This window comes from Evtepia sp. (assembly GCF_034090835.1).
Taxonomy (GTDB): Bacteria; Bacillota; Clostridia; order Oscillospirales; family Oscillospiraceae; genus Evtepia.
This window is the reverse complement of sequence record NZ_JAXDRS010000023.1, coordinates 26,013-41,406: the sequence shown is the minus strand read 5'-3', so window position 1 is coordinate 41,406 and position 15,394 is coordinate 26,013. Positions and strand designations below refer to the sequence as shown.

Here is a 15,394-nt window from a genome sequence, read left to right as displayed (position 1 = left end):
CAGATGTTGCTTTTCCTATGTGCGGATACCTTTCTCAGGTATCCATTTTTTATGCTTATCTTTCAGAACTGGAGGTGCGTTCACTATCAGTAACACGGCTCATCAGATCAATGAGGAAATTCACGACAAGGAAGTACGCCTGATTTCCGCCCAGGGGGAACAGCTTGGTATCATGCCCCTGGCAGAGGCCATGGCCAAGGCCAACGAGGCTGACCTGGACCTGGTGAAGATTTCCCCTAATGCTGTCCCGCCCGTCTGCAAGCTCATGGACTATGGCAAGTACCGCTTCGAGCAGACCAAGCGCGACAAGGAAGCAAAGAAAAACCAGCGGATCGTGGAAGTCAAAGAAGTGCGTATGTCCCCGGGAATCGACGTCAATGATTTCAATGTCAAGGTCCGCAACGCCCAGCGGTTCCTCGCTGACGGCAACCGGGTCAAGGTCGCTGTCCGCTTCCGCGGCCGCGAAATGGCTCATACCGATATCGGCAAGCGCCTGCTGGAAAAGTTTGCAGCAGACTGCGCCGACGTGGCGACCATGGATAAAGAGCCCAAGCTGGATGGACGTCACATGACCATGTTCCTGTCTTGCAAACAGAGCAAAGACAACAAAAAGTAAAATCTTACAAAGGAGTTTTCCGCCATGCCTAAAATTAAAACTCACAGCGGCGCTAAAAAACGTTTTAGCCTCACCAAGTCCGGCAAGGTCAAGCGTGCCCACGCCAATAAGAGCCATATCCTGAACAAGAAGACCACCAAGCGTAAACGCGGCCTCCGCGCCGGCGCCTATGCGGATAAGACCAACGAGTCCGCAATCAAGCGCATGATCCTGTATAAATAATTACTACAACAGATAGGAGGCTGACATACCATGGCAAGAGTGAAAGGCGCGATGATGACGCGCAAAAGAAGAAATAAAATCCTGAAGATGGCCAAGGGCTACTGGGGTGCTAAGTCCAAGCACTTCAAGATGGCCAACGAACAGGTCATGAAGTCCCTGACCTACGCTTATGTGGGCCGCAAGCAGAAGAAGCGCAACTTCCGTCAGCTGTGGATCACCCGCATCAGCGCCGCTTGCAAGCTCAACGGCATGAACTACTCCAACTTCATGCACGGCCTGAAGCTGGCTGGCGTGGAGATCAACCGTAAGATGCTGGCTGAGATGGCTGTCAACGACAAGCCCGCTTTCGCTGCTCTCACCGAGCTGTCCAAGTCCAAGCTGGCTTAATTGTCTCTCACCCTTTCCATCCCCTGGTCCCTGCCGGACCGGGGGATGTTTCTTTTTCCTTGACCTTCCCGCTGCTGTCGGGTTTATCATGGGATCACCCATCCCAAAGGAGGTCTCCCTATGGGTATCGTATGGATCCTGCTGGCCGCAGGCTTAAAAATTTTTTGTGATAAACTCTTTCTGGTGGGCTTTCTCCTGCTGATCGGCCTTTTAAAAAAGCGCACCCTCAAGCAGAAAGGTATCTCTATGGACGATTACATTACGTCCCTCCCTTTCCGCACCTTGCAAACCGTGACCAGCCTGCTCTACCTGCCCGCTGCCCTGCTCTCCAGCGCCCTCTCCTACGGGCTTTTGACTCTGGCCCACGTATCCGCCGCGCTGCCCAATACCATCGGGCTGTTTTTGCTGGCCCTGCTTCTGTCCAGCCTTCTGTTCTATCTCAAAGGCCGGGCCCTTTTGGCCGAAGGGCTTGCCAGGCATCGGAACACATCCCCACCGCCCTCTGAGAACGAACCTCCTCTGCCCTAACGACCAACAGAAACCCCCAGCGCCCTCCCTGTTTGGGAGAGCGCTGGGGGTTTGTTTAATGCAGATAGTTCAGAGGATCAATGGATACATCGTATTCAATAAGCTCAAAATGCAGGTGGCTGGGATCGGCGCTCTCGGAAATGGCCGTGTTCCCTACGGTGCCCAGCACCGTGCCGGCCTCCACGGGGGTACCAACCTGGACATTGACCCCTTCCGCCAGGTTGGCGTACAGGCTCTCCATGCCCTTGCCGTGGTCCACCACCACCATGACCCCCAGCATCTCGTCCGTCCGGACCTCGCTGACGGTGCCCTTGGCGCAGGCCGCCACTGGTGCGCCCGCCTCCGCCGCAATATCCAGCCCTTCATGGGTTCTCCAGTCCCCCATGGTCTCGTCATAGGCAAAGACCTCCAGGCTGAAATCCCGCAGCACTTTTCCCTCTACCGGCCAGGCATAAGCCAGGGAAGCCGCTGCCTCCGGGTCCGGCTTGGTGGGCTCCTTCTTCTCCGGCGTCTGGGTCTCCGTGCCGGTTTCCTGGGAGTCCTCCTTCTTCTCGTCCTCGGAGGCTGCCGCGCCTTCCTTGTCCTCCGGCTGGCCGCCGGCGGAGTCACTGGCGTCCTTCTTCATCTCCGCCTGGCCGCTGACCGCAGAGGACGGTCCGAAGCCCTCAGGCTGCTCTCCCAGCCCGCTGAACAGAAAATAGCCCGAAATTCCAATGGCTGCTACGCAGAGGAACAGGGCTATGTAGTAGCCCTTCCCCTCCAGGAAGCCACCCGGCTTCCGATGGTTCGATTTTTGTTTCATAAGAAACCTCCAACTGTGCGCAAATTCTCGGAACCTCCCGCAGGAGGTTGTCTTCACAGCCTATTCTTCACAGCACAAAGGCTTCTTATACACACTTTTTCATTTTTCAGAGGCCGGTTAAGTCAAAATCCGGGATATACTCCGCTTTCGCCGCGCTCTCCTCCTGGCTGAACCCGTCCAGCCCCAGGTTTTCCATGTACGCCTGGGCCGCCCGCACCTCGCTTTTCCGCAGGCGGCGGCTCAGCTGCGGGTCCTCCGCCGCTCGCCCCCAGGGGATGTATTGACTCATCAGGGAAAAGAGCACCGTATGGGGCGGGAAAGTCTCCACCACCCAGTCCATCACTTCTTTGGCCTGGGCCAGCCGTCCGGGCAGCAGCAGATGGCGGATGATGACCCCTCGCTCCATGATGCCGTCCTCCCCGATCACATAGGGGCCGGTCTGCCGCACCATCTCCTGAATGGCCGCGCGCGCCACTGCCGGGTAGTCCTCTGCCCCCGAATACCGGGCCGCCCCCTGGGCGTCCGGGTACTTATAGTCCGGGAGATAAATGGCGATCTTTCCTTCCAGCGCCTGTAAGGTCTCCACCCGGTCGTATCCTCCGCTGTTCCACACCACGGGAACCGGGAGAGGCTCCTCCAGCACGTCCTTCACCACATGAGCGTAGTGGGTGGGGTTGACCAGGTCAATGTTATGGGCCCCGGCGGCAATGAGCGCCTCAAAAATCTCCCGCAGCCTTTTTCGGTCCACTACTTTTCCAAAATCCTTCTGGCTGATGCTGTCGTTCTGACAAAACAGGCATCCCAGGGAACAACCAGAGAAAAACACCGTCCCTGTCCCTCGAGTTCCGGAGAGGGGCGGCTCCTCCCAGTGGTGCAGGGCCGCCCGGGCCAGCATGGGTTCCCAGGGCATCCGGCATCGTCCTTTCCCCTGGGTCCGGTCTCCCCGGCACTGCCGGGGACACTGGGTACAGCTGGTGGGGTCCCAAAAAGATTCGCTCATCGTAGTTCCTCCTCTACCATGGTCTCAAAGGCGGAAAAGGCACTGGGCACCGCATAGGTCTCCCGAAGGGCAGACCGGTCCGCCCACACCCATCCTTCGGGCAGGTCCGGGCCGGACACTCGATAAAGCTGCCCTCGCATGTGCCACTCCACATGGGTGAAAATGTGGATCCCTGTCCCGGCAAACTCCGGCTCGCCGGAAACCAGCTCTCCCCATTCCTCCGGCAGTTCCTCCTCTGCCAGCAGGTTGGGGTACTCCCACAGTCCCGCCAGGAGGCCTTTGTCCGGGCGGCGGCGCAAGGCCACCTTCTTCTCCCAAAAGAAGAAAAAGACCTGTCGTTCCTCCACCCGCCGGGGTTTCTTGGCTTTTCGCACCGGCAGCTCCTCCGTCCTCCCCTGCTGATGGGCCACGCAAAAGTCCGCCGCTGGGCACCGGTCGCACAAGGGTGCGCCGTTGGGCAGACACACCATGGCCCCCAGGTCCATCATGGCCTGGTTGAACTGACCGGGAAAGTTCAGGGGGATGATCTCCTGCAGGGCCTGGGTCAGCTTCTTCTTTCCCTTGGTGGAGGTGATCTCTATGTCATCCCCCAGGATACGGGCAGATACCCGAAGGAGGTTCCCGTCCACCGCTGGGGTGGGCTGGCCAAAGGCAATGGACGCAATGGCTCCGGCCGTATATTCTCCTACCCCGGCCAGGGTGCGCAGTTCCTCGTAGGTACAGGGAAACACGCCGCCATGGTCCTCTACGATCTGCCGGGCGGCCTTTTGCAGGTTGCGGGCCCGGCTGTAATAGCCCAGCCCCTGCCACATCTTCATGAGCTGGTCCTCCGGGGCTGCCGCCAAGGCCTCCACCGTAGGAAAGGCCGCCATAAACCGGGTATAATATCCCAACACCGCTGCCACCCGGGTCTGCTGCAGCATGATCTCCGATACCCACACCTGATAGGGGCTGGGATCCTTCCGCCAGGGCAGGTCCCGGGCATTCTCTCCATACCACTGCAGCAGGGGGATGGGCAGCATGGACAATGGATTCATGGGATTTCCTCCTCTTCTGTCTGGTTCAATAAGGAATGAAATACTGGGGGCTCCGCTGCCCGGAGGGTTACCGGTTCTCCGGTAATGGGCTGGAAAAAGGTCAGCTCCGCCGAGTGCAGGGCAAACCGATCCGGCAGGTCGGGGTGCTCCCTTCCATAGAGAAAGTCTCCGGTGAGGGGATGCCCCAGATAGGCCATATGGACCCGAATCTGATGGGTCCGGCCGGTATCCAAGGTAAGGGACACCAGGCTGCGTCCCCCACCGGTCTGCAAAACCTCATAATGGGTCCGGGCAAAGGCCCCCTCCGGGGAAACCTGCCGCCGGAGCACCGAGCCCGGTTCCCGGCAGATGGGCTGCTCCACCACCCCGGTCTCGGGGGTGACGATCCCTTCGCACACCGCCACATAGCGCCGCCGCAAGTCGCCCCGCTGGAGCTGACGCTGCAGCAGCTCATGGGCGTGGGCGTGCTTGGCCACCGCCATAAGGCCGGAGGTCCCTCGGTCCAGGCGGTTCACCGGGTGGAAGGCTGCTGTCAGCCCGATCCGGGCATAGTGGGCCATGAGAACATTTGCCAGGGTATCCCCGTGGTGGCCCTGGCTGGGATGTACCGGCACCCCGCCCGCCTTGTTCACCACCACCACGTCTTCGTCCTCATAGCAGATGTCCAGAGGGCCGTCCACCGGAGGGATATCCTCATTGCAGGCTAAGTCTCCCACTTCCACAGACAGCACCTGCCCCGCCTGTACCCGGGCGGTGGTAAACACCGGCTGTCCGTCCAACAAGATCCCCTCCGGGCGCTGCTTGGCCCGGCGGACACTGGCCCCGGACAGGGCCAACTCCTTCCGCAGGAGGGTGTTCACATCCTTCCCCTCCTGGGCCGGTAAAATGGTCATGGTCAGCCTTCGCAACGCTGCACCCTCCTTTCCTCTGGTCAAACCAGATGGTCTATGGTAAAATCTGTCTATCTTTTTCTTTCGCAAGGAGTTCAAACCATGAAACGTCCCCGCAATCCCTTCCGCCGTCTCAAACCATCCCAGGTGATCGTGTTTCTTCTCGCCATGGGTATGGGCGGTATCTTCGGCCATCTCTTGGCCCGAGCCGGCGATGCACTTCGTCCTCCAGGCAGCCCTCTGATCCTGTACCTGGCAGGGCTGCTCCTGATCCTTCTGGCCGTCTTCTACGTACAGATCATTCTCCACGAAGCAGGGCACCTGGTCTTTGGTCTGCTCACCGGCTACCGGTTTTCTTCCTTCCGAATCGCCAGCTTTGTCTGGATCAAAACGCCTCAGGGTATCCGCCTAAAACGGCTGTCCCTGGCGGGCACCGCCGGCCAGTGCCTCATGCTGCCCCCGGAGCACTGGGACGACACTACCCCCCAGCTGCTCTATCATCTGGGCGGCTCTCTCATGAACGCCATCACCGCTCTGGTGTGCTTTCTTCTCTCCCGGGTGGTTTCCCATCCGGCGGTCTCGGACCTTCTCCTGCTGTCCGCCCTTATTGGCCTGTTCCTGGCCCTGACCAACGGCATCCCCCTCCGTCTGGGGATGATCGACAACGACGGACGCAACGCCCTCTCTTTAAGAAATGACCCGGTCTCCCGGAGGGCTCTTCTGATCCAACTGGAGATCGCCGGGCAGACCGCCCAGGGGGTCCGTCTCAAAGACATGCCAGAGGACTGGTTCCGTTTGCCCACCCAGGAAGGGCCCGGCAACGGTCTGACCGCTGCCATCCAGGTCTTTGCCTGTAACCGTCTGGTGGATGCCCACGCCTTTTCCCAGGCAGAAGAGGCAATCTCTGCGCTGCTGACATCTGGACAACCGCTCCCTGGACTCTACCGCTGTCTGCTCCGGTGCGACCTGGTGTGCTGCCAGCTCCTGCTGGGCAGCCATCCCAACCCCGCCGCACAACTGGACGAGCAGCAGCAGCGCTCCTTTATGAAATCCATGAAAGCCTATCCCTCCGTTTTGCGGACCCAGTACTTCTGTGCCCTGCTGGCAGAGAAGGACGAAGAGGCCGCCGCTGCCATCCGGCAGCGCTTCCAGAAAACCGCCCGGTCCTATCCCTACCCCGGAGAGATCACCAGCGAAGAAGAGCTCATGGCTTTCGCCGACGAAAAAAGAAAGGACACCCTTGTATGAATGCACTGATCGTCTACGGCAGCTGCTACGGAACCTCCCAGCGCTATGCCCAGGCTCTCTCCCAGAAAACCGGGATTCCCGCTCGGCCCTTCCGCCAGGTGGGTTCCCTGGACGGGGTGGACACCCTGGTCTACATCGGGGGCCTGTACGCCGGGACCGTAATGGGACTGAAACAAACCCTGGGGAAGCTCCCCAAGGAGAAACACCCCCGGTTCCTCCTGGCCACTGTGGGGCTGGGAGACCCTGCCCGGGAAGAAACCGTTCAGACCATCCGAGCCTCGCTGGCCAAGCAGGTCCCCGAAGCCCTGCAAAAAAGCGCCGTCTATTTTCATCTGCGGGGCGGGATCGACTACAAGGTCCTTCGTCCCAAGCACAAACTCATGATGGCCATGTTCATTCGCTTCCTGAAAAAGAAGCCCCGTGAAACCATGGACCCGGACACCCGAACCATGGTGGACACCTACGGCGGGGCCGTGGACTTTGTGGACCTGGAATCTCTGGCTCCTCTCATTGCCCAGCTCACCTGACACAACTGTCCCACAGTATACCATCCCCAGAGCACCGGTGACAACCATCCTTCCCCCAAATCCCCCACGGAACCGATACTATCTTGCCATTCGGGGGAAAGAATCGTATAATAGGAAGATACATTGTATTCTTAGCAGAATTGGAGGGATTCTTTATGTCTGGTGTTCTTGGAATCTATATCCATATTCCGTTCTGCAAAAGCAAGTGCGACTACTGCGACTTCTACTCCCTGGCCGGGCAGGAAGAACTGATGAACCGCTACCAGAAAGCGCTGCTCACCCACATGAAGGCCTTCGCACCCCTGCTGAAAGGCCGGGCGGTGGACACCATCTATTTTGGCGGCGGAACCCCTTCCTACTACGGACAGAAACGGCTGCGGGAGATTCTGGCCCTGCTGCAGCAAAAGCTCTCTGTGAGCCGTCAGGCCGAGATCACCGTGGAGTGCAACCCCGACAGCGTGGACTGGCGCTCCATGGCCCGCCTCCGCCGGGCCGGTGTCAACCGTATCTCCCTGGGGATGCAGTCAGCAGACCCCGGACAGCTGCGGTGCATCCACCGCATCCACACCCCCCGGCAGGTAGAACAGGCGGTGGCAGACGTCCGCAAAGCGCATATCCAGAACCTGAGCCTGGATCTCATCTACGGTCTGCCCGACCAGACCATGGAGTCCTGGATCGACACCCTGAAAGCTGCCATCGCCCTGGAACCGGAGCATCTGTCCTGCTACGGTCTCAAGGTAGAGGCCAACACCCCCCTGGCCTACAAAGTAGACCACGGTCTGGCTCTTCCGGACAGCGACTGCCAGGCAGATCTCTACCTGAAAGCCGTGGAGCTTCTCCAGCGGGCCGGGTACCGGCAGTACGAAATCTCCAACTTCGCCAAAACGGGCATGGAATCCCGCCACAACCTGAAATACTGGATGGGGCGGGAATACATAGGCTTCGGCCCCGGCGCCCACTCCTACTTCGACGGCTGCCGCTACTCCTACCAGCGGGACCTTCTGGCCTACATCGCCGGCGTGGAGACGGGCTCTCCTCCCATTGACGAGTCCCAGCCCATCAGCCGAACGGAACAGGCCAGAGAGTATCTCCTCCTGCGCCTGCGCACCCAGAGAGGCATCGAAGAATGGGAGTACCGGAGAAAGTTCGGCCTGAACTTTGAGCCCATCAGCCGACGGCTGGAGTTCTTTGAGCGGCACCGCTGGGCAGAGCAGTCCGGCCACCGCTGGCATCTGACCCCAGAAGGCTTCCTGCTCTCCAACACCCTCATTCTGGAGCTGCTGGACGTGCAGGACGGGACCTTCCACGAGCGGACCACCTGGCACGACTTCATCCGCCCCACCCCCTTTGACCCAACGTAATTCCTACGTTCTTTTTCCAATTCCACCCCGAAAGGAGCTTCCCCCCACCATGAAATATGTCCTCATCATCGGAGACGGCATGGCCGACAACCCCGTCCCCAGCCTGGAAAACAAGACCCCCCTGCAGACCGCCAGCATCCCCGTGATGGATGCCCTGGCCGCCAAGGGTGAAGTGGGCAGCGTTGTGAACTGCCCCGCCGGTCTGCCCGCAGGCAGCGACACCGCCATCCTCTCCATTTTCGGCGCAGACCCCAACCTCTGCTACACCGGCCGCTCCCCTCTGGAAGCTGCTGCCACCGGCATCCAGCTGGCCACCGGCGACGTCTCCTACCGCTGCAACATGGTGGCCTACGAGGACAGCGACCTGCCCTTCGAGGAAAAGAAGATCCTCTCCCACTCCGGCGGCTCCATTGAAGGGGAACAGTCCATCCAGCTGGTCACCGACCTCTTCCAGGACCCCACCTTCCAGGCGGCCGCCCAAAAGGCCGGGATGAAGGTCTACCCCGCCGCATCCTTCCGTCACATTGCCGTGCAGTCCGGGGCCAACATCACTGGCATCTCCCTCATTCCTCCCCACGATCATCTGGGTGAGGTCATCGGTCCCCTGCTCCCCTCCGGCTGCGACAACGCCGCCGTGCTGAAGGAGCTTATGAAGCTGGCCCACCAGGTGCTGGATCAGCACCCCATCAACCAGCAGCGCCGCAAGGAAGGTAAGCTCCCCGCCAACGGCGTGTGGTTCTGGGCTGAGGGCAGCGCCGTGGCCCTGGACTCCTTCTGGGATAAGTACCACAAGACCGGCACCGTCATCTCCGCCGTTCCCCTGTGCTTCGGCATCGCCCGTCTGTCCGGCCTGGACATCCGGGAGGTAGAGGGCGCCACCGGCGAACTGGAAACCAACTACGAGGGCAAGGTGGCTGCCGCCCTGGACGAGCTCCGCAGCGGCAAGGACTTTGTGGCCGTCCACGTGGAAGCCCCCGACGAATGCACCCACAACGGCGACCTGCCCGGAAAGCTCCAGGGCATCCAGTGGCTGGACAGCCGGGTGGTGGGCCCCCTGACCAAGGCCCTGGAGGAAGAGGGCACCGACTACCGTCTGCTCATCCTCTCCGACCACAAGACCCTCACTTCCACCCGGGGTCACGACGGCGATCCTGTCCCTTACCTGCTGTATGACAGCCGGAAAGACACCGGTCTGGGTCTGCCCTACTGTGAGGAATCCGGTCTGAAAGGCCCCTTCTATCAGGCCGGCGCAGCGGTCCTCATGCCCCTGCTCTTCGAGCAACTGTAATCACCCCAAAATCTCAACATCAACGGAGGAATCACCATGAGCAAGATTGCCTTTTCCCCTGCAGATATTCTGCTCCCCTTTGACTGCGGCCTCACCAAGTGGGCCGTGGTGGCCTGCGACCAGTACACCTCCCAGCCCGAATACTGGGAGCGAGTGGATCAGTTCGTGGGCGACGCCCCCTCTACCCTCCGTCTCATCCTCCCCGAGAGCAAGCTGGAGAGCGACAACGTAGAGGAAGAGATCAAAAAGATCAACGAGACCATGGAGCAGTACCTGGAAGAGGAACGCCTGCGCCCCATTGAAAACTCCTTTATCTTCCTGGAGCGGAAGCTCCACAACGGCAAGACCCGTCTGGGTCTGGTGGGCAAGCTGGATCTGGAACAGTACAGCTACGAGAAGGGCTCCGGCACCCCCATTCGCGCCACCGAGGGCACCGTCCTCTCCCGCATCCCGCCCCGGATGAAGGTCCGTAAGAACGCCCCCATTGAGCTACCTCACATCATGGTGCTCATCGACGACCCGGACAAGCAGATCATCGAACCCCTCCAGAGCAAGGAAAACCGCAAGAAGATGCAGATGCTCTACAGCGCCACCCTCATGGAGCAGGGCGGCCGGGTGTCCGGTTACCGTCTGGACCAGAAGCAGAACGACGAGGTCATGGACAAGCTCACCAAGCTGGCCGATCCCCAGCGGTTTGCCCAGTTCTACCACGCAGAAGGAAAGCCCGTGCTCACCTTCGCCATGGGCGACGGCAACCACTCCCTGGCCACTGCCAAGGCCTGCTGGGAAGAGCTGAAAGCCACCCTCCCCGAAGCTGAGCGGGAGACCCATCCCGCCCGCTACGCTCTGGTGGAACTGGTGAACCTCCACGACGACTCCCTGGAGTTTGAGGCCATTCACCGGGTCCTCTTCGACGTAGACCCCCAGAAGCTCCTGGACGACTTCCTGGCCGCTTACCCCGGCGCCCACTACGGCGAAGGGGAAGGCCACGTTATCACCTACGTGCACAACGGGGAAAAGGGCGTTGTCACCGTCCCCAACCCCACTGCCCAGCTGGCCGTGGGTACCCTCCAGTCCTTCCTGGACCGCTACCTGGAAGAAAACGGCGGAAAGATCGACTACATCCACGGCGAGGACGTGGTAGACCAGCTCACCGCCCAGCCCAACAGCATCGGCTTCCTGCTGCCCTCCATGGGTAAGGACCAGCTCTTCCCCACCGTCATCTTTGACGGTGCTCTCCCCCGCAAGACCTTCTCCATGGGCGAGGCCCACGACAAGCGGTTCTACCTGGAAGCCCGGAAGATCAAGTGAGCATCCTCACCCTCCAGGCCCCCGCCAAGGTCAATCTCACCCTGGACATTCTGGGGGCCCGTCCTGACGGGTACCACGAGATGGAAATGGTCATGCAGTCGGTCTCTCTGTGCGACACCATCCGCCTGAACATGGGCTTCCCTGGCGGCGTGCGGGCAGAGTCCGGCCTGCGCTTTCTCCCCAACGACAAGGGGAATCTGGCCGTGGCCGCCGCCCTGGCCTTCCGCAAAGCCACCGGTCAGACCTGGAACGACCTGCTCATCTCCATCGAAAAGCACATTCCCGTCTGCGCCGGAACTGCCGGGGGCAGCAGCGACGCTGCTGCCGTTCTCCGGGGACTGAACCAGCTCACCGGCTCCCCTCTCACCCTGCCCCAGCTGGCAAAAGTGGGCGAAGAAGTGGGATCGGACGTTCCTTACTGCGTCATGGGAGGCACTGCCCTGGCCCAGGGCCGCGGAGAAAAACTCACGCCCCTGACTACCCTGCCTCCCTGCTATCTGGTGCTTTGCAAGCCCCGGTTTTCCATCTCCACCCCCGCTCTCTTCCGGGAGTGGGACAAAAAGAAGCGGCGGCTCCGTCCCGACACCAAGGGGATGTTGGAAGCTCTCCGCACCGGCGACCTCACCGGGGTGGCCCGGCGGATGTTCAACGTCTTTGAGGACGTGCTTTCCCTCCACCAGCGCAGGGAGATCGACGCCATCAAGAACGCCCTTCTCTCGGAGGGCGCCCTGGGCGCAGCCATGAGCGGCAGCGGTCCCACAGTGGTAGGCCTCTTCCAACAGAAAGCCCTGGCCAAGAAGGCAGCAGACCTTCTGCGCACCCAGCAGCCAGAGGTTTTTTTGACCGAACCGGTATAAACACAAACAACACCGTCCATACTTTCGTCAACTACGAAACAGGACGGTGTTGTTTTATGAACAGCTTACATACGCGAATCATTTCCCTCCCCTGGCGGCAGATGGGCGCCCTCTTCGTCGCCTTTCTGGTCTGCACCGCCCTCTGGGCGGAGGTCCAGCAAAACCATCTGGCCGATCAGGTCATTCGCTTCCATGTGCTGGCCAACTCCGACACCCCGGAGGACCAGGCCCTGAAACTCCAGGTCCGGGACAAGGTGCTGGCCCAGGCCAACCATCTGCTGGAAGGGGACCTGTCGGCAGAGCAGGCGGAAGCCCTGCTGCGGGCAGAGCTCCCCGCCTTACAGGAGACCGCCGCCCGGGCGATCGAGTCTGCTGGTTACACCTACCCCGTTACCGTAACCCTGGAGGACACCTGGTTCCCCACCCGGCAGTACGACGGCTTCTCCCTTCCCGCCGGGACCTATGAGGCCCTGCGGGTCATCATCGGGGAAGGGCAGGGGAAGAACTGGTGGTGCGTGGTCTTTCCCTCCCTCTGTATGCCCTCGGTCACGGAAGGCTCCCTGGAAACCGCCGGGCTCTCCCGGAAAGACAGCGCCCTGCTCACAGAGGAATCCCAGCCCTATGTCATCCGCTTCAAGGCGGTGGAGTGGTGGGAGAACCTGAAACACGCCCTCTCTTCCCGTCCCTGACCCCTTGTCTCCCGGTCCCGGTTGTGGTACTCTGACACTGGGACCACCGTTCCCGGAAAGGAGTACCTGCGATGAAATTTACCTGGACTACCTTGCAGGTCAGCAACCTGGACAAGAGCCTGGCTTTCTATCACGATCTGCTGGGCCTGCCCATCCACTCCCGTTTCCCCGCCAAGAGCGGCGAGATCGCCATGCTGGGCACCCCGGACGGCACCAAACTGGAGCTGCTGTGCACCGGCGCTCCCCTGCCCCATCCCGTCGGGTTGGGGATCTCCATGGGATTCGCCCCCGACAACATGGACGCCCTCCTGCGCACGCTGGAGGCCCACGACATCCCCCTTCCGCCCCCTGCCTCTCCCAATCCCTCTCTCCGTTTCTACTTCCTCCCCGACCCCGATGGGTACACCATCCAGCTGGTGGAAGAACTGGTATAAGCCTCTCTGCAACAAGGCCGTGAAAGCGCTGCTTTCACGGCCTTGTTCCGTTTCGTACGTTAATGATGTTCTCTTCCGCTGATCTCTTCCACTGTCAGGCAGAAGACACAGGTCTTGTCCAGCGCCGCCGCCGGAAAGTCCCAGTCGGCCCGGCCGGAATACTGCTGCATGATCACCTGAAGTCCTGCTGCCTTCTCCTCCCGGGTGGTGAGCTCCTTCACGCTCCCCTCCCCCACGACGCTCTGGTAGGCCATGGAGAAGTTGCAGGCCTGGTCGCTGGCCTTCACCGTCCGCTTGGTGTCCATCTCAAAGGCTGCGTAGCCCAGCCGCCGGCAGAGCTCCACCTTTTTCCCGGCGTCTGCGCTGTGGAAGTAGAGCTTCCCCACGCCCTCCTCCCGGGTGTACCCAAAGCTCACAGGCACCAGGTAGGGCTTGTTCCCGTCGGCAAAGGCCAGCCGGACACAGTCGCACCCGTGAATGATCTCATCCACCGCTTCCGGTTCGGTTACTGCAAGGTCTTTTCTTCTCATATCGATTCCTCCGTTCATTCCTTGTGGCAATCAAAACCGCTCTCCATAGGGCGGGCCCGAAGCCGGAAGGCTCCGTTCCCGCGCTACGGAGAGCGGACTTGCTCCCAACGTCAGGGGGTCAAATATGCAGGATCACACGCGCCACCTGGAAATAGATCACCAGGGTCATCACGTCCACCACCGTGGAGATGAAGGGGCTGGCCATCACCGCCGGGTCCAGATGGATCCGCTCAGCCAGCAGGGGCAGCACGCAGCCCGCCACCTTGGCGCAGATGACAGTGCACACCATGGTCAGGCAGATGACCGCCGCCACGGGAATGGTCACTGCCTGGTTGTGGAACAGCATCCGGTCCACCAGGATGAGCTTTACGAAGTTGCAGGCGGCCAGGGTCACGCCGCACATCACCGCCACCCGGATCTCCTTCCAGATGACCTGCACCGTGTCAGTAAACTCCACCTCGCCCAGGGACAGACCACGGATCACCGCCACCGAAGCCTGGGTACCGCTGTTGCCGCCGGTACCAGTCAGCATGGGGATAAAGGCGATGAGCGCGGAATAGGCTGCCAGAGAGGTCTCAAACCCCGTGATGACCATACTGGTCAGGGTGGCAGAAAGCATGAGCACCAGCAGCCAGGGGATTCTGGACTTCCAGGTCTCCAGCACTCCTGTGCGCAGGTAGGGCTTATCGCTGGGGGTCATACCGGCCAGCTTTTCAAAGTCCTCCGTGGCCTCTTCCTGCATAACGTCGATGGCGTCGTCAACGGTGACGATACCCACCAGGCGGTTTTCCTGGTCCACCACCGGCAGGGCCACAAAGTTGTACTTGGCAAACATCTGGGCCACGCTCTCCTGGTCTTCCAGGGTGTTAACCGAGATCACGTTACTTTCCATGATCTCTTCCAGCACGTCGTCGTCCTCGCTGAGCAGCAGGGTGCGAATGGAGATCATGCCGATAAGCTTTCGGTTGTTGTCGGTCACGTAACAGGTATAGATGGTCTCCTTATCCACACCCGTGCGGCGAATCCGCTTGATGGCCTCTTCCGCCGTCATCACCGGCCGGCGACTGACGTACTCCGTGGTCATAATGCTCCCGGCGCTGTCATCCGGGTACTTCAAGATCTCGTTGATCATCTTGCGCATTTCCGGGTCGGCCTGCTTCAAAATGCGCTTGACCACATTGGCGGGCATCTCTTCCACGATGTCCACCGCGTCGTCCACGTACAGCTCGTCGACGACGTCTTTCAGTTCGTTGTCGGAAAAACCCTGGATCAGCAGTTCCTGGGCCTCCGGCTCCATCTCAACAAAGGTCTCCGCCGCCAGCTCTTTCGGCAGCAGCCGAAACAGAAGGGGCAGCTTTGCCTCGGGCATCTCCTCAAACAGCGCCGCAATGTCCGACGCATTCATGGTCACAAGAATATCCCGAAGGGTCGTATATTTTTTCCCCTCTACCAAAGCGGTGAGGGTCTCTTCCAGCGTAACAATTGCTCGCTCTGCCATGTGGCATCTCCTCCCGGCTTTTTTCGTTTCAAGGCGCAGGTCTGCGCCCAGTTTCTTAGCAGGAAGTAAGACACCCGGTCGGCCGATTATACAATTAAAGGAGGAAAACGGACGCCCATTCCGGCGGTTCGTCCGTCAACTGAAAACATCGGCCCCCCAAAGTGCCGTT

The 15,394-nt window shown here is 60.4% G+C and carries 18 protein-coding genes; 12 read left to right on the top strand and 6 right to left on the bottom strand.

Annotation, left to right across the window (positions count from 1 at the left end):
* Positions 1-19: 19 nt before the first annotated feature.
* The 4 genes from infC (at position 20) to SOR61_RS04705 (ending at position 1,753) form a co-directional block, all read left to right on the top strand.
* Positions 20-616: a translation initiation factor IF-3 gene (gene infC, locus SOR61_RS04720; protein WP_407066506.1), complete on the top strand. Its 597-nt coding sequence runs from the start codon at positions 20-22 to the stop codon at positions 614-616.
* Positions 617-640: 24 nt separating this feature from the next.
* On the top strand, positions 641-838 hold the full coding sequence (gene rpmI, locus SOR61_RS04715) for a 50S ribosomal protein L35 (protein ID WP_320611525.1): 198 nt from the start codon (positions 641-643) through the stop codon (positions 836-838).
* 30 nt (positions 839-868) lie between these two features.
* Complete coding sequence (rplT, locus tag SOR61_RS04710; protein ID WP_320611524.1) at positions 869-1,225, top strand: 50S ribosomal protein L20; 357 nt, start codon at positions 869-871, stop codon at positions 1,223-1,225.
* 120 nt (positions 1,226-1,345) lie between these two features.
* Positions 1,346-1,753, top strand: coding sequence for a hypothetical protein (locus SOR61_RS04705; protein ID WP_320611523.1), 408 nt, complete (start codon positions 1,346-1,348; stop codon positions 1,751-1,753).
* 55 nt (positions 1,754-1,808) lie between these two features.
* Here SOR61_RS04705 and SOR61_RS04700 read toward each other — a convergent pair whose 3' ends face one another.
* The 4 genes from SOR61_RS04700 to SOR61_RS04685 all read right to left on the bottom strand — a co-directional run bounded on the left by SOR61_RS04700 (position 1,809) and on the right by SOR61_RS04685 (position 5,500).
* The gene (locus tag SOR61_RS04700; RefSeq protein ID WP_320611522.1) at positions 1,809-2,555 is read right to left on the bottom strand and encodes a peptidoglycan DD-metalloendopeptidase family protein; all 747 of its coding nucleotides are present in this window, start codon (positions 2,553-2,555) and stop codon (positions 1,809-1,811) included.
* Between the two features lie 106 nt (positions 2,556-2,661).
* On the bottom strand, positions 2,662-3,555 hold the full coding sequence (locus SOR61_RS04695) for a 4Fe-4S cluster-binding domain-containing protein (RefSeq protein ID WP_320611521.1): 894 nt from the start codon (positions 3,553-3,555) through the stop codon (positions 2,662-2,664).
* Positions 3,552-4,592 carry an A/G-specific adenine glycosylase gene (mutY, locus tag SOR61_RS04690; RefSeq protein WP_320611520.1) on the bottom strand — a complete coding sequence of 347 codons (1,041 nt, stop codon included), beginning with the start codon at positions 4,590-4,592 and terminating at the stop codon, positions 3,552-3,554. Before mutY ends, SOR61_RS04695 begins: the two co-directional genes overlap by 4 nt.
* Complete coding sequence (locus tag SOR61_RS04685) at positions 4,589-5,500, bottom strand: RluA family pseudouridine synthase (RefSeq protein WP_320611519.1); 912 nt, start codon at positions 5,498-5,500, stop codon at positions 4,589-4,591. The genes mutY and SOR61_RS04685 overlap by 4 nt, the downstream gene beginning before the upstream one ends.
* Before the next feature lie 84 nt (positions 5,501-5,584).
* Here SOR61_RS04685 and SOR61_RS04680 point away from each other — a divergent pair, with 84 nt between their 5' ends.
* The 8 genes from SOR61_RS04680 to SOR61_RS04645 all read left to right on the top strand — a co-directional run bounded on the left by SOR61_RS04680 (position 5,585) and on the right by SOR61_RS04645 (position 13,197).
* A complete protein-coding gene (locus tag SOR61_RS04680; RefSeq protein ID WP_320611518.1) occupies positions 5,585-6,730 on the top strand; it encodes a hypothetical protein in 1,146 nt (381 codons plus the stop codon).
* Positions 6,727-7,257: a flavodoxin domain-containing protein gene (locus tag SOR61_RS04675; RefSeq protein ID WP_320611517.1), complete on the top strand. Its 531-nt coding sequence runs from the start codon at positions 6,727-6,729 to the stop codon at positions 7,255-7,257. Before SOR61_RS04680 ends, SOR61_RS04675 begins: the two co-directional genes overlap by 4 nt.
* Before the next feature lie 155 nt (positions 7,258-7,412).
* On the top strand, positions 7,413-8,618 hold the full coding sequence (gene hemW / locus SOR61_RS04670) for a radical SAM family heme chaperone HemW (protein ID WP_320611516.1): 1,206 nt from the start codon (positions 7,413-7,415) through the stop codon (positions 8,616-8,618).
* Positions 8,619-8,667: 49 nt separating this feature from the next.
* Positions 8,668-9,906 (top strand): 2,3-bisphosphoglycerate-independent phosphoglycerate mutase, encoded by a 1,239-nt coding sequence (gene apgM, locus SOR61_RS04665; RefSeq protein WP_320611515.1) that lies wholly within the window; start codon positions 8,668-8,670, stop codon positions 9,904-9,906.
* 36 nt (positions 9,907-9,942) lie between these two features.
* The gene (locus tag SOR61_RS04660; RefSeq protein WP_320611514.1) at positions 9,943-11,217 is read left to right on the top strand and encodes a DUF1015 domain-containing protein; all 1,275 of its coding nucleotides are present in this window, start codon (positions 9,943-9,945) and stop codon (positions 11,215-11,217) included.
* On the top strand, positions 11,214-12,074 hold the full coding sequence (ispE, locus tag SOR61_RS04655) for a 4-(cytidine 5'-diphospho)-2-C-methyl-D-erythritol kinase (protein ID WP_320611513.1): 861 nt from the start codon (positions 11,214-11,216) through the stop codon (positions 12,072-12,074). The genes SOR61_RS04660 and ispE overlap by 4 nt, the downstream gene beginning before the upstream one ends.
* A gap of 56 nt (positions 12,075-12,130) precedes the next feature.
* Entirely contained in the window at positions 12,131-12,763 is a 633-nt protein-coding gene (gene spoIIR, locus SOR61_RS04650; RefSeq protein WP_320611512.1) for a stage II sporulation protein R, read from the top strand.
* Positions 12,764-12,834: 71 nt separating this feature from the next.
* Positions 12,835-13,197, top strand: a complete 363-nt coding sequence (locus SOR61_RS04645; RefSeq protein ID WP_320611511.1) for a VOC family protein — start codon at positions 12,835-12,837, stop codon at positions 13,195-13,197.
* Between the two features lie 59 nt (positions 13,198-13,256).
* Here SOR61_RS04645 and SOR61_RS04640 read toward each other — a convergent pair whose 3' ends face one another.
* Both SOR61_RS04640 and mgtE read right to left on the bottom strand, forming a co-directional pair.
* Positions 13,257-13,727 (bottom strand): pyridoxamine 5'-phosphate oxidase family protein, encoded by a 471-nt coding sequence (locus SOR61_RS04640; RefSeq protein WP_320611510.1) that lies wholly within the window; start codon positions 13,725-13,727, stop codon positions 13,257-13,259.
* A gap of 118 nt (positions 13,728-13,845) precedes the next feature.
* Positions 13,846-15,225: a magnesium transporter gene (mgtE, locus tag SOR61_RS04635; RefSeq protein ID WP_320611509.1), complete on the bottom strand. Its 1,380-nt coding sequence runs from the start codon at positions 15,223-15,225 to the stop codon at positions 13,846-13,848.
* Positions 15,226-15,394 lie beyond the last annotated feature (169 nt).